Genomic DNA, 13267 nt, shown 5'->3' with positions numbered 1-13267 from the left:
TTTTAACGACGATCATCCGAATTGGGAAGAGCTGTTTGACCGTCGTATGATTTAAGAGCTTGAATTAGGCGACCTATGGTCGCCTTTTTTGTTGGAAGTTCCAAAGCCGCAATGCGGCAGCTTATTAAATAACCAACTTATCCATAAAAAGATGTACTGGCATTGCCTGTAACTGTTGTTGATCAGCAAATAAAGCTAATATTTTCTCTGCTTGGCCTGAAGGGAAACGTGCAGCCAGATTGGAATGGAATTTCTTCAACAAAAGCGGTATCCCCTCTTTACGGCGTCGACGATGACCAAGCGGGTATTCCACCACTACATTCTCCGTTGCCTTGCCCCCCTTAAAAAAAACCTGCACACCATTCGCAATTGAACGCTTATCCGGATCAAGGTAATCCTTCGAATAGCAGCCATCCTCAACAACGGTAATTTTCCCGCGCAGCTCATCAATTTCCGGATGGGACTGATGGAATTCATCCTCATAAAAACTAGCCTGCAAATCCCCAAATAAAAGAGCCACAGCCACGATATATTGCAGGCAGTGGTCGCGGTCCGCCGGATTGGAGAGGGGGCCGGTTTTACTAATAATTCGTATTGCGGATTCGTGAGTAGTCACGACAATTCTCTCTATGTCTTGCACCCTACCCCTTACCAATGGATGTAAAACTATCGCGGCTTCACAGGCTGTTTGGCCATGGAATTCTGCCGGGAAGGAAATCTTGAAAAGGATATTCTCCATTACATAGGAGCCGAATCGACGCGGAAACCGGAACTGCCGCTCCTCCAACGGTTTTATTGCCTGATCAGCATTGGTTTTACTGAAAGCCACGTCATAAAAGCCCCATTGCTTCGCCGTAAGTACGGTTGGTATACCCATCTCACCACGCATGGCCATATCCGCCAGGCGAACTCCCCTTGCCGTGGCATCTCCTGCCGCCCAAGATTTACGCGAACCCGTATTGGGGAAGTGCCTGTAGGCACGCAGGGCGCTACCATCTACCCAGGCCTGGGAAATCGCCGCCAGTAATTCTTCCCTGCCTCCCCCCATCAACCAAGTAGCAATCGCTGTAGAAGCCACGCGAACCAACAATACATGGTCCAAGCCAACGCGGTTAAAGCTGTTTTGTAATGCCAGTACACCTTGGATCTCATAAGCCTTGATCATCGCCTCCATCACCTTTCCCATTGTCAGGGGCTCTTCCCCTGCACTCAGCCGCTTCTGAGAAAGGAAATCGCACACCGCCAAGATAGCGCCCAGATTGTCAGATGGATGCCCCCACTCTTCGGCCAGCCAAGTATCATTGAAATCCAGCCAGCGGATAGTACAGCCTATATCCCAGGCAGCTTTAACCGGATCCATGCAAAATTGGGTACCCGGCACACGAGCCCCATTGGGCACCACCGTCCCCTCAACTAGAGGGCCTAATAGTTTCGTACACTCGGGAAAACGCAGTGAAAGAAAAGCACAGCCCAAGGAATCCATCAGGCAGTAGCGCGCTGTTTGCCAGGCCTCATTGGAATAAACTTCAAAATTGAGAACGTAATCGGCAATATCCTGGATTACCTGATCATAAATTAGATGGCCAGTTTGGTCTGAGTCGGTGCGCATAGCAGAAGGCCTGATGGTACTGTGAAGAAATTAAATAAGCCTAGTAATTTTTTAGCTGTATCTTTCACTTTGTAAATGGATAACAAGATTTGAGCGCTACGACATTGATGGCTTGCTTTTTTGTGTATATTGTCATCCTGTGAATTTCACTAATATTCGACCAAGATTGAAAAGGTAAGAGGGTTTGTGACTAGTCTATACACTCCAACCTCCAATAAGAAAATACTAAATTGCAAACAATAGCGACTAAAACAAAAAGAGTATGCTGTACCACAGAAACAGTGTTATTTCGTCAGGGAGTGGCCTCCCGAAATATTTATTTTATACATGCCGGTTATGTTCTTATCCATAAAGTGGACTTTAATGGCAACCGGGGACTTGTAGACCTGTATGGGCCAGGCTCCTGGTTTGGCCCAGGTCTTGGCGGAAATTCACAAGAAATAGAAGCAATTGCCAAAATAGGTTGTGAGCTAGAAGTCGCTTTTCCAGAAAACCTCAATGACCTGTTACATTCACTGTCACAAACCCAGCAAGACCTTATAGAGCATCTAGCCAACAGGGAGTCTTTATTACAACAGCGTATATTTCAGCATATAACCGCGCCCCTAGCTGTTAGATTGGCAAGTTTATTATCCCAACTCTTTCATTTTCGGGGGCAACCTTGCGCTCACGGGCATGAATTAGATGTAAAGCTTTCCCAATCTGAGCTAGCGGCTATGGCCGGCGGCAGTAGACAAACCGTTAGCCAACTACTTAGCACCTGGAAACACAAAGGCATTATTGATTACACACGCCAACATATTTGCCTACTAAACAAAGGCGCCCTCGAAGGCTTAGCGCAAGGCTAAATTTGGCTTTAGTGTCAGCTAGCTGACAGTTGATCGTCCCTCTCCTCCCTATACTTCCAAAAAATGAGGGCTAGACCTAGTCCCCACCTCCATGGAATCAACATAGGAAGAGGCATTATGCGCACAATCTGCTTTGTAACACTGGGAATACTGTTTAGCCTACAGGCCATAGCCCAAGAGAATCTAAAGTCCACTTTCAGTCATTTCGTTGACGCACAGGGAAACATCACATTACCCAAGGATTACCGCCAAGAATGGACATTTCTCGGTTCTTACCAAGTAAAGTCATCCAGCGGCAAGGGCTGGGATACTCACATTGTTTACACTCAACCTAAAGCAGTTAAAGCCTTTCGCAAAAATGGAAAATTCCCGGATGGCGCAGTCCTGGTAAAAGATGTCAACAGCACCAAATCAGAACCATTAACCACAGGCTTGGCTTACTACTCTACTGATCTCCAGTTCACCTTTATGATGGTAAAGGACACTGAAGGGAGATTTCCCAAGAATGAGGCCTGGGCAGAAGGTTGGGGATGGGCTTTATTCAAGCCAGGGGTAGCAAAAAGTGAAACCAAAACCTGGAAGGGCAGCGGGCTTAACAACTGTTTTGGATGCCACTTACCAGCCAAGAATAATGACTGGGTGTATACACAAGGCTATCAACAGGTCCTAAAGGATTAACAAGTAAGCAGCATATATAGAGGTTATATGTCAATTATTCGGCTATAGAAACAAGCATAGCCCTCTCCAAATCAGCTTATCACTTCCACCCCAGCACTAATTGATTTATATCAATTAGTGCAATCTTGATTACCGTTAACATGCGGCCGCGTCCGACTATTCCACTATGAGTTTTTCCGTGTTCAAACCTGAGTTACTGTCCCCCGCAGGGACTTTAAAAAATATGCGATATGCGTTTGCCTATGGTGCCGATGCCGTTTATGCAGGCCAGCCCCGCTACAGCTTGCGTGTGCGCAATAATGAATTTAAAAATATTGAAACCCTGCGCCTAGGTATAGAAGAAGCACACCAGCAAGGAAAACAGTTCTATATCGCTTCCAATATCGCCGCCCACAACGATAAAGTTCGCAGTTACCTGCGGGACCTGGAAGAAATTGTTGAAATGGGACCTGACGCCCTGATTATGTCCGACCCAGGCCTGATAATGATGGTAAGGGAGCGTTGGCCTGATCTGCCAGTCCACCTATCCGTACAGGCCAATGCGGTAAACTACGCGACCGTAAAGTTCTGGCATCGCCAGGGGTTATCTCGGGTGATACTTTCCCGAGAACTGTCCCTGGATGAGATTGAGGAAATTCGCCAGAAAGTGCCTGAGATGGAGCTGGAAGTCTTTGTCCACGGTGCACTCTGTATCGCCTATTCCGGGCGCTGCTTGCTATCCGGTTATATGACCCATAGAGATGCCAACCAGGGCGCCTGCACCAACTCCTGCCGCTGGCAATACCAAGCTCATGAAGCCAAAGAGAATGAAGTTGGCGAATTGATTCATGTGCAAAACCAGGAATCTATCCAGGAACCCACCAAGCAACCCACCTCCGCCAGTGACAATACTTCCCAGGCCTTTTTACTACAGGAAGAAGGTCGCCCTGGAGAATATATGCCGGCCTACGAAGATGAGCACGGTACCTACATCATGAACTCCAAAGATCTACGGGCCGTACAGCATGTCAAGCGCCTCACGGAAATGGGGGTTCACTCTTTAAAAATCGAAGGTCGCACCAAGTCCCACTACTATGTGGCTCGTACTGCTCAGATCTATCGTCGCGCCATAGACGATGCTACAGCAGGGAAAGATTTTGACATGAAGATGATGGACGAATTGGAAACCCTCTCGAACAGGGGCTACACGGAAGGTTTCTACCGTCGCCATCCACCAGCAGAATACCAGCAATATGAAAAGGGATTGATATCAACTCCGGGCCAACAGTTCGTAGGCGAGCTTATTGACGGCAGTCCTGAGTATTTGACGATTGATGTTAAAAATCGTTTTGAACGCGGTGATCAATTGGAGTTAATGACTCCCAGCGGTAGCTTGTTCTTCCCCTTGGAGCAAATGGAGAATACGGAAGGCAAAGCGATAGATATAGCTCCAGGATCCGGGCATATCGTGCAAATACCCCGACCAGAGGGGGTTGATGACGATCAGCTTCAACAGGCGCTATTGGTCAAAGCTCTGGGATAACCCTGGGTTTGTAATTTGCACTAAGGCTTATCTAGCCTCTCGTTTTGCAAACATATTTTGTTAAAGGTGTAGTGGTTTAGAAAATCTACCGGATTCACTAAGCCACGACACCTTTATTCCCACTACATCTCCACAATTTTACTTATGAATTGATCCTCAAAATTCATTGGGTAATCGTTAAACTTCTCAAGTGGCTGCACGCCTCACAATATTCAAACCGTCCTGTATTTCCCCACCATTCACCGCAAGCAACTGGTTCTTGTGCCAATTTTCCTGCATTTTCAGCCTCACCTAAAACCCTTATACAGCCCTGAGTTTTGATCACAAAAATATGCTCGACAGTACTAATTACAAGATAAAAATCCGCCCTCCCTCGGAGCTCCAACGGGAATACACCCGTTTTAAATAGTTATGATTTTCCACCTCTAACTCGCCTCCGCATCAAGGTCTCACAGCAGAAAAGCGTGTAACGATTGCTTAACCAAGGAAATGCCGCAATATGGATATTATTAAACCTAAGAAACGCCCCCTGATTAAGCACCCTTTAATGCTGGGTGGTGCTGCTCTAGCTTTTGTGGCATTTACCAGCACCCTCCTGTTACTTCCTGACAGCGCCTACAAAGTTGAGCGGGAACAGCTGATGCTAGGTACCGTCCAACGGGGAGACCTGCAGGTTGTGGTAGATGGCTACGGTAGGCTGCGTTCAGACAAGCAGACTTTAATTACCGCCCTAACCGCAGCGAATGTTGAAAAAATCATGTTGCGTCCCGGTGCAGAAGTACAAAGTGATAGCGTCATTATGCAACTGAGCAATCCAGAGTTAATGCGCGATCTGGATGCAGCCGAAACCTCCCTAGAACAAGAGGAAGCTAATCTGCGCCGGCTTGTTCTGAACAACCAGCGCGATGTGCTCGCGGAGGAAGCCATACTCGCGGAACTGAATTCCAATTACCAAGTGATCAAGTTGCGCCGCGAAGCTGAGGACGAACTGGTAAAAAGTGGAGTGGTTTCCCAGCTCACCTACCAAACCACCGTCTTACGCCAAGAGCAGATGAAAAAACGTGTGGACCTGCAAAAACAGCGTATCAACCACCTGCGCAAAGTCGCCGTCGAATCAGAGTTAATCCAGCGCGAGCAAATCAACCAAGCCCAGACCCAACTGCAGAGCATCCAACAGCGGACAGATCGCCTCACAGTACGCGCCGGCCTGGACGGCATACTACAACGACTACCAGTAGAGCTAGGGCAAGGAGTCGACCCCGGCCAGGAACTGGCTCTGATCGGCAGCGAGACAGATCTACTCGCCTTGGTTCAAGTCCCACAATCCAAAGCAGAACAACTGGAGGTTGGCCAGCCCGCTGAAATTGATACCCGCAGGGAAAAAATCGAAGGTGTGGTTACCCGTATTACTCCTGAGGTTCGGGACGGCAATATTGAAGTGGAAATTGCTTTTAGCGCAGGCGCCCCAGAGTCTGCCAGGCCACAACTCAACGTCGATGCCCGGATCTTCACCGCCACTATGGAAGATACACTGTTCGTCGAGAGACCTATCAATGTACAGAGGCACAGTGAGACCAACCTCTTCCTGATTAACGAAAACGGGGAGGAAGCGGCACTCCAGCCCATCAGCTTCGGCGAGGAGTCGGGCCGATATATCCAGATCACCCAAGGCGTCAATGAAGCGGACCGTATCATCCTCTCGGATATGGCCAATTTTAATGAAGCTGAGTATATCCAGATTGTTGACTAAAGCCTGAAACCCAAAGCGAGAACAGGGAGTTCGCTATGTCCAAGCCAATCCTTCATATGGCCGGGATCACTAAGGTGTTCAGCACCGAAGAAATGGAAACTCACGCCCTGCGGGGCGTTGACCTGAGTATTTACTCGGGGGAATTTGTTTCTATCTGCGGCCCCTCGGGTTGCGGTAAATCCACACTTCTCTCGATTCTCGGCCTGCTGGACCTCCCCACCAGTGGCAGCTACCAGATTGAAGGCACTGAAGTCGCTCAATTGACGCTAAGTGAGGCGGCGACTATTCGCAACGAGAAAGTAGGCTTTATCTTCCAGTCCTTTAACCTGATTGACGAACTCTCTGTGTACGACAATATCGCCCTGCCCCTGCGATACCGCCGCAATCCCATTCCCAAGTCTGAAGCCGACAAAAAAGTGAAACATTGCCTGGAGAAGGTAGGAATGGGTCACAGGGCCTCTCACAAACCTAACCAGTTATCGGGTGGCCAACAGCAGCGAATCGCCATAGCCCGCGCGCTTGTTGGCAATCCATCCCTGCTACTGGTGGACGAGCCCACCGGCAATCTGGATTCCCACAATGGCGATGCGGTAATGGAAATGCTGCGGCAGCTCAACAATGAAGGGACCACCCTGTGCATGGTGACCCATGATCCTCGTTATGCAGACATGGCCAGCCGCCAATTGCATCTGCTGGATGGGAAAATCTCAACGCCGCAGCCCATAAAAGAGCCCCATGAGATGGCCCTATGATCACCACAAAGGACCTGTCCATTGCCCTCCAGTCCCTCAACCGGGCGCGGAGCTACGCCACCACTATTATTCTGACCCTGGGTATCACCCTCGGCGCCCTGGTAACGCTGTTTAATCTCAACTACCAACTGCTAGCCGCACCCCTACCCTACCCGGACGAAGATCGGCTGTATGTCGTGAATGGTAATCTCTACCAGAACAAGCAGCTGCGGCTGGAAAACAACAGCCAATACCCCGCCCTGGTTGAAATCTATAAAAACGACAGTTTCTTCGAGTCCAGCGCCCTGGTGTACTTCTGGGAAGATGTGGTCCGCAATTTATCCGGATCACCACGGGTTAATGTTTCCTATGTCTCTCCAGAATATCTCCAGCTGGCTGGAGCACCCCTGGCCCTGGGCAGACAATTCAGTGCCGATGAAGGGCTCGACAGCCGAGTCCCTGTGGCGGTTATCAGCTATCAAACCTGGGAGCAGATGTTCCGGCGCAGCCCAAATGTCTTGGAGCAAAGCCTGCAATTTGGGGAGGTGGACTTTCGTATTGTCGGCGTCACTGCCAAAGACTTCATTGAGCCTCAGATCTATAAACAGGGCCGACAAACAGCAGTCTGGCTGCCCTGGGACTTTAACGATACACAAGTAGAGCGCAGAAATAATTGGAGAGGCTTCCTGCCTTTTCGCATGCTCACAGGAAAGCTGAAGCCGGGCATTGACCCCGCCAGTGCGGGGCATGAATTGAGCACATTAATGGATGCCCAGTATCAAGCGGCCCTAGCGGGAAGATCCTCTTCGGTAGAAAGGTCCGTTGAATACCGACTCACCCCCTTCGCCAATAAAATACTTGGCGACAGCGCCACGCGAACCCTAATGGTAATGGGCGGTACACTGGTGCTTCTGTTAATTGCCTTCGCCAATGTTACCAACCTGATTCTTTCTCGCGCAGCCAAACAACAACGCAATATGGCGATACAGGTAGCGTTGGGCGCACACAAAGAACATATCTTTTTGGCCCTGCTATGTGAAATCGGCCTACTTATGTTAGGGGCTGCATTACTTTCTCTACTTTTAGCCCTGGGATCGACAGAAGTACTAAAGGTGATGGCTGCGGAACAAATTCCTCGCATTCAAGAGCTCACCTTAAACTGGCAGACATTGGTTTTCGCACTGTTGTGCGCCTTACTTCTCGCCCTGTTCTTCTCCGCCATAGTCAGTCGACAGGTTAATTACCGCGCACTGAATCAAATGCTGCAGAGCAGCGGCAAAGGCTCCGGTGTACAAATTTCACCACTGATCCGCAAAGTCCTCATCAGCAGCCAAGTGGCAATGACCAGTTTGCTTATCATCGCCAGCTTACAGATTTTCCTGCAGGCTAACCGACTGATTAACCAGCCCTTTGGCTTCCCCTTGGACAACGTTCAAGTGATGACTCTGAATATCGGCAATCTTAGGAGCGCCCCCACTACCGAACGGGAGAGTTACCTAAAGGCCATCAGGCAGAGGTTGCTGGAGCACCCTAAAGTACAAAATGCCAGCCTGAGCTTAAACACTCCTATCTCTATCAGCCGGCCACTCTGGACCACCTCCCTGAGTCATGATGCCAGCCGACAAAACCCGGTGATGGCCAAGACCACAGTAGTCGACGAAAACTACCTTTCCATTTTGCGTATGCCACTGGTAGCTGGCCGCCATATCAATGCGGCTGAGTTTTCCGATAACAATCGCATGATGCTCGTTAACGAAACCCTGGCCCAGCAGCTGGAACCCGATGGAGAAGTATTAGGCAAGCGCTACTACTGGCGAGGTGATTTGCCCCATCAAGTAGTCGGTGTAGTGCGTGACGCAAGCCTGCCAGGCAAAAAGGAACCCGCCCGCTTATTTGTGCGCGGTATCAACGTGAGCTATCCCCTACTCGTACTCAGACATAAGCCTCACCAACCGCTCAGCACCACAGAAATCAATCGGGAATTTGCCCACGTAAACAGGCAGTACAAAGTTTCCGAGCTATTCTCCCTGGAGCAGGCGCGAGACCTACTCCTAAGCAATGACCGAGTCTCAGTTTGGGTAACCACCGCCCTAACATTACTGGCACTCAGCCTCGCTGCCATCGGTATCTTTGGAGTGCTCAGTTACAGTGTACAACTGCGGCGCACTGAGCTTGGCGTGCGCATGGCAATCGGCGCCCGCCCAGCGACGATTTTCTATCACACCCTGATCGATAGCCTGATTCCCGTAGTTATCGGTATCGCTGTAACGACTTTGGTATTGGTCCCACTGGCACTTTGGCTTGAGCAAAGCGAGTTCAGCATTGAAACCAGCCTCTGGGGCTGGCTGCTGCCACCACTGCTTATTATCGGCCTGACCGCCTCGGTTACCCTGCTTTCTGTATGGAAAATAATCAACAAGCCCGCGATTTACGCATTGCAAGGAACAAGATAAATACTTTCCATCTGATAGCCGCTGCTTGAGGTTGCGCGCTCATCGTGCAATCTTTACAGCAAGTACAACAATAAGAAATGGAGCAGCCAATGCAACCTCAGCAATGGTTATCAAATGGAAAGATATTTGATTATCAAAACCACCAACTCTTCTATGTCGATAGCAACCCAAGCTGTCGACATAAACCAGTACTGCTTTTGATTCACGGTTTTCCAACCAGTAGTTATGACTGGCAAAAGGTATGGACCCAACTGACAGAGCACTATCGCTGTATTGCTATGGATATGCTGGGCTTTGGCTATTCAGACAAACCCAAACAACATAACTACAGTATCCACCAGCAAGCTGATTTACATGAAGCTCTTCTGCAACATTTAAACATCAACAAGGTCCACCTGTTGGCGCATGACTATGGGGATTCCGTAGCACAGGAGTTACTCGCCAGAGCCAACAACGGCGGCACTACAGGGTATATCTCGGTATGCCTGCTGAATGGCGGCCTATTCCCAGAAACTCATCAAGCTCGCCTCGTGCAGAAACTCCTGCTTTCTCCTATTGGCTCTCTAACCAATAAACTAATGCGCTACCGGCAGTTTTGCCGCAGCTTCAGTGCCATTTTCGGACCAGAGACAAAACCCTCCGACAGAGAATTGCGAGACTTGTGGCAAATTCTCCAATATAAGAATGGCAACCGGCTCCTCTATAAACTGATCACCTACATGTACGACAGGCGCAAACATCGTCAGCGTTGGATCGACGCGCTAAACCTATACCCTGGCCCCCTACTGCTAATCAATGGCTCATTGGACCCAGTTTCAGGGAAGCATATGGTGGATCGATTTCGTCAATTGATAGATCGGGCAGCAGACATTATTGAGCTGGGAAAGATTGGGCACTATCCGCATTGGGAGGCGCCTGATCATGTGGTAAGTGCGTACTTAAATTTCGTAGAGGCGGAGAAAAAAGAGCATTTAATGCTTTCTTGAATATCCTAGATAGTTCTCTATTGCGATCATGATGGCAAGAAGCTGGGTGTCAAAATCCCAGTCTAATTCCAAGCATCACCAATAATAAGGCGTATTTTTAGTTTCATCAAAATGTAATACTTTCTTCTTTTCAAGGCATGTCCCATGCAATCATAGTAAGAACCATACCAAGCAACATTAAGAAATGTATCATGATCTACTCAACCACTGAAACCGTACCAGGATATGAAATTAAAGAGATACTCGGAGTGGTTACCGGTAACGTTGTTCAATCCAAGCATATTGGTCGTGATGTTATGGCGGGCTTAAAGAGTATCGTTGGCGGTGAGATAAGAGGCTATACAGAAATGCTATCCGAAGCCAGAAATAAGGCCCTTCAACGGTTGATTGATAGTGCCCAGCAGAAAGGAGCCGATGCCGTAGTAGGTATCCGATTTTCAACAAGTGCCATTATGGAAGGGTCTTGTGAAATGATGGTCTTTGGGACTGCCGTCAAACTAAGGAAGTGATATCCCCTAACCTACAATTAGTGCCTATTTTGAAAGATTCCGTAAAATATAGCTTTTACTGCTAGTTAGCTTCAATTCAGGGATACAAGGTTCCGAAATTAAATTCAATGGAGCCTCTAATTTACAGCCCAATATCTGGCGATAGGACTCACTAGTGGCAACTAGGCCAAGGCCTCAACGTCAGATCTAATTTTTTCAGACATCAATGATCTATATAACCAATAACTTACAGAATGATCGCTCATGATACGCACAATTAAATATCTTTTTCTTTCCTTCCAATTAGTATTAACACCTGTGGTAATAGCAATAACCATTCGCGATGATGTGAGTGACTCAAGATACCGTATCGATGCCTCTGAACTCCCCGCACTTGTAGATTTACCGGGAGAAGGACACGGTGTACTTATCTCCCCAGAGTGGATTGCTACAGCTGCGCATGCCGTTACTTGGCAACACTGTATTGAAGAGGTCACCATTAAAGGCACTTCCAGAAGGATCGATAAGCTGGTGATACACCCCGGCTACAAGAAGATACCTCAAAGAATGATTGATGAGGCACTAGAAACGGGAGATGCCAGTGAAATTGAAGCATTATTGGCCACATCCGATGATATTGCCTTAATTAAACTCTCTCAGCCTATCATTGGTGTTAATCCGGTAGGAATTTACCGTGAAAGTGATGAGCAAGGAAAAATAGTAAAGCTGATCGGAAAAGGAGCAACGGGTACAGCTGACCTCGGCCATGACCCCAAAGGCCCCAATCGAACAGAACTCCGCAGAGCATTTAACATTATCTCATCAACTCAAAATCGTTGGCTTGGCTATGACTTTGATCAAGCCCCAAATGCGTTGCCACTTGAAGGTATGTCTACAAATGGCGACAGTGGCGGCCCAGTACTAATTGAAATTGATGGCCAGTGGTTACTCGCAGGACTCACATCCTGGAAGCACGCGGAAAACGTTGATATACGAACCTTCCGCCCTGGCACCTATGGCCAGACTTCCTATTCCATTCGCTTAAGTCATTATGCAAGCTGGATTGACGCAATGATTTCTAATAATTCATCTATTCAGCAATCTGTCAAAGCAGAATCTGATAGCTCATCAACTAACCAATAAACCGTTATTCTACAAACCCCACAACAAGAGTTATCCAAGGAAATATGATGTACAAATTAATACCTTTAATCCTGTTAACTTCTTTAAATTCATATGTATATGCCAATTCCGCTGAGGACAACACCAAAATACGCAGAGCCGTACTCGATTACATTGAATCACAACAAAAAGTTGAACCAAGCCTAATGGAAAGAGGTTTAGATACGAAACTAGCCAAGCGAACCTACTGGAAATCCAAAGACGGCTCAGAATTCATCATGGAGACAGACTATGAAACCATGGTTTGGTTGGCCGAAAACTACAATAAGGAAGGCGATAAATTTACAGAGTCCCCCAGGGTTGATATCAACATACTTGATATTGATAACCGGGTAGCCTCGGTAAAGCTTACAGTCGATGATTGGATTGATTATATGCACTTATATAAGAATGATAAAAATAACTGGAAAATCATTAATGTTCTCTGGCAGTATCACGATACAAAGCGGCACGTTAATATGAAATGAATTAGTATCCTGATCTGTAGTTCTATGCCTAAGCATTATTTATGTTGGGTTTCGGTCTGGCATTCAGTATAGTCTTTGAAGTGTGCCAAGCTTGAGCCTGTGCCCACACACAAAACAAAAAGGAGCACCAAATTGAAGAGGATCACCGTCGCCCTACTATTCTTACTAGCAGCCATTGCCTGCTATGTATTTGGTGTGCCTGTTGGCGGGGCCTTTTTTCTCGCTTTGGGTGTTGTTTTTGAGGGGATCTTTTGGATAAAACTATTCAAACGCAAGAGAAAGTCAGCCTAATAATTAGTATCTTGTTATTTCTACCTAGGCAAAGACGTGTTGGCAGTTTAGTCGAGCCTAAGCGACCCTACTTGCGCGACTTCTTTTAGCAATAACGAACCATATTCTCCTATTGCCGATATCTCCTTGGCTCCTTATCCAACCTTCGCTAATACTCATTTCCAAGCTCAATACCCTTACTAACTCACATTGAGCAATACGAAAGCTTGAGACAACGTTCAAGACCAACTAAATTGTCCGCCACTTTCTTTACCAACTAGGA

Annotated in this window: 11 protein-coding genes; 10 read left to right on the top strand and 1 reads right to left on the bottom strand. The window is 47.7% G+C overall.

Translation table 11 applies throughout. The annotated features are described in order from the left end of the window. Positions 1-124: 124 nt before the first annotated feature. Positions 125-1609: a bifunctional 2-methylcitrate dehydratase/aconitate hydratase gene (locus ACJJH9_RS08885; RefSeq protein WP_444924993.1), complete on the bottom strand. Its 1485-nt coding sequence runs from the start codon at positions 1607-1609 to the stop codon at positions 125-127. Between the two features lie 230 nt (positions 1610-1839). Between ACJJH9_RS08885 and ACJJH9_RS08880 the strand changes: the two genes are divergently transcribed. The 10 genes from ACJJH9_RS08880 to ACJJH9_RS08835 all read left to right on the top strand — a co-directional run bounded on the left by ACJJH9_RS08880 (position 1840) and on the right by ACJJH9_RS08835 (position 12714). Then, positions 1840-2457 carry a Crp/Fnr family transcriptional regulator gene (locus tag ACJJH9_RS08880; RefSeq protein WP_444890396.1) on the top strand — a complete coding sequence of 206 codons (618 nt, stop codon included), beginning with the start codon at positions 1840-1842 and terminating at the stop codon, positions 2455-2457. A 117-nt stretch (positions 2458-2574) separates the two neighbouring features. After that, on the top strand, positions 2575-3135 hold the full coding sequence (locus tag ACJJH9_RS08875) for a cytochrome P460 family protein (RefSeq protein ID WP_444924992.1): 561 nt from the start codon (positions 2575-2577) through the stop codon (positions 3133-3135). A gap of 223 nt (positions 3136-3358) precedes the next feature. Beyond that, on the top strand, positions 3359-4657 hold the full coding sequence (gene trhP / locus ACJJH9_RS08870; protein WP_444924991.1) for a prephenate-dependent tRNA uridine(34) hydroxylase TrhP: 1299 nt from the start codon (positions 3359-3361) through the stop codon (positions 4655-4657). 499 nt (positions 4658-5156) lie between these two features. Next, positions 5157-6407, top strand: a complete 1251-nt coding sequence (locus tag ACJJH9_RS08865) for an efflux RND transporter periplasmic adaptor subunit (protein WP_444924990.1) — start codon at positions 5157-5159, stop codon at positions 6405-6407. A 35-nt stretch (positions 6408-6442) separates the two neighbouring features. Beyond that, positions 6443-7159: an ABC transporter ATP-binding protein gene (locus tag ACJJH9_RS08860; RefSeq protein WP_444924989.1), complete on the top strand. Its 717-nt coding sequence runs from the start codon at positions 6443-6445 to the stop codon at positions 7157-7159. Then, positions 7156-9591 (top strand): ABC transporter permease, encoded by a 2436-nt coding sequence (locus ACJJH9_RS08855; protein ID WP_444924988.1) that lies wholly within the window; start codon positions 7156-7158, stop codon positions 9589-9591. The genes ACJJH9_RS08860 and ACJJH9_RS08855 overlap by 4 nt, the downstream gene beginning before the upstream one ends. 89 nt (positions 9592-9680) lie before the next feature. Continuing rightward, entirely contained in the window at positions 9681-10577 is an 897-nt protein-coding gene (locus tag ACJJH9_RS08850; RefSeq protein WP_444924987.1) for an alpha/beta fold hydrolase, read from the top strand. A gap of 191 nt (positions 10578-10768) precedes the next feature. Next, positions 10769-11086 carry a heavy metal-binding domain-containing protein gene (locus tag ACJJH9_RS08845; protein WP_252085798.1) on the top strand — a complete coding sequence of 106 codons (318 nt, stop codon included), beginning with the start codon at positions 10769-10771 and terminating at the stop codon, positions 11084-11086. A 243-nt stretch (positions 11087-11329) separates the two neighbouring features. Then, positions 11330-12208 (top strand): S1 family peptidase, encoded by an 879-nt coding sequence (locus ACJJH9_RS08840; RefSeq protein WP_444924986.1) that lies wholly within the window; start codon positions 11330-11332, stop codon positions 12206-12208. 47 nt (positions 12209-12255) lie between these two features. Continuing rightward, positions 12256-12714: a nuclear transport factor 2 family protein gene (locus ACJJH9_RS08835; RefSeq protein WP_444924985.1), complete on the top strand. Its 459-nt coding sequence runs from the start codon at positions 12256-12258 to the stop codon at positions 12712-12714. Positions 12715-13267: the final 553 nt, after the last annotated feature.

This window comes from Microbulbifer mixtoriginis (SeqCode) (genome assembly GCF_052466715.1).
The sequence above is the reverse complement of the archived record's forward strand: the minus strand, read 5'-3'. Positions and strand labels throughout refer to the sequence as shown.

Coding starts and splice junctions, on each gene's coding strand:
- ACJJH9_RS08875 (WP_444924992.1), top strand. CDS start 2,575: ATGCGCACAATCTGCTTTGTAACACTGGGAATACTGTTTAGCCTACAG.
- ACJJH9_RS08850 (WP_444924987.1), top strand. CDS start 9,681: ATGCAACCTCAGCAATGGTTATCAAATGGAAAGATATTTGATTATCAA.
- ACJJH9_RS08835 (WP_444924985.1), top strand. CDS start 12,256: ATGTACAAATTAATACCTTTAATCCTGTTAACTTCTTTAAATTCATAT.
- ACJJH9_RS08885 (WP_444924993.1), bottom strand. CDS start 1,609: ATGCGCACCGACTCAGACCAAACTGGCCATCTAATTTATGATCAGGTA.
- ACJJH9_RS08840 (WP_444924986.1), top strand. CDS start 11,330: ATGATACGCACAATTAAATATCTTTTTCTTTCCTTCCAATTAGTATTA.
- ACJJH9_RS08845 (WP_252085798.1), top strand. CDS start 10,769: ATGATCTACTCAACCACTGAAACCGTACCAGGATATGAAATTAAAGAG.
- ACJJH9_RS08865 (WP_444924990.1), top strand. CDS start 5,157: ATGGATATTATTAAACCTAAGAAACGCCCCCTGATTAAGCACCCTTTA.
- ACJJH9_RS08860 (WP_444924989.1), top strand. CDS start 6,443: ATGTCCAAGCCAATCCTTCATATGGCCGGGATCACTAAGGTGTTCAGC.
- trhP (WP_444924991.1), top strand. CDS start 3,359: ATGCGATATGCGTTTGCCTATGGTGCCGATGCCGTTTATGCAGGCCAG.
- ACJJH9_RS08855 (WP_444924988.1), top strand. CDS start 7,156: ATGATCACCACAAAGGACCTGTCCATTGCCCTCCAGTCCCTCAACCGG.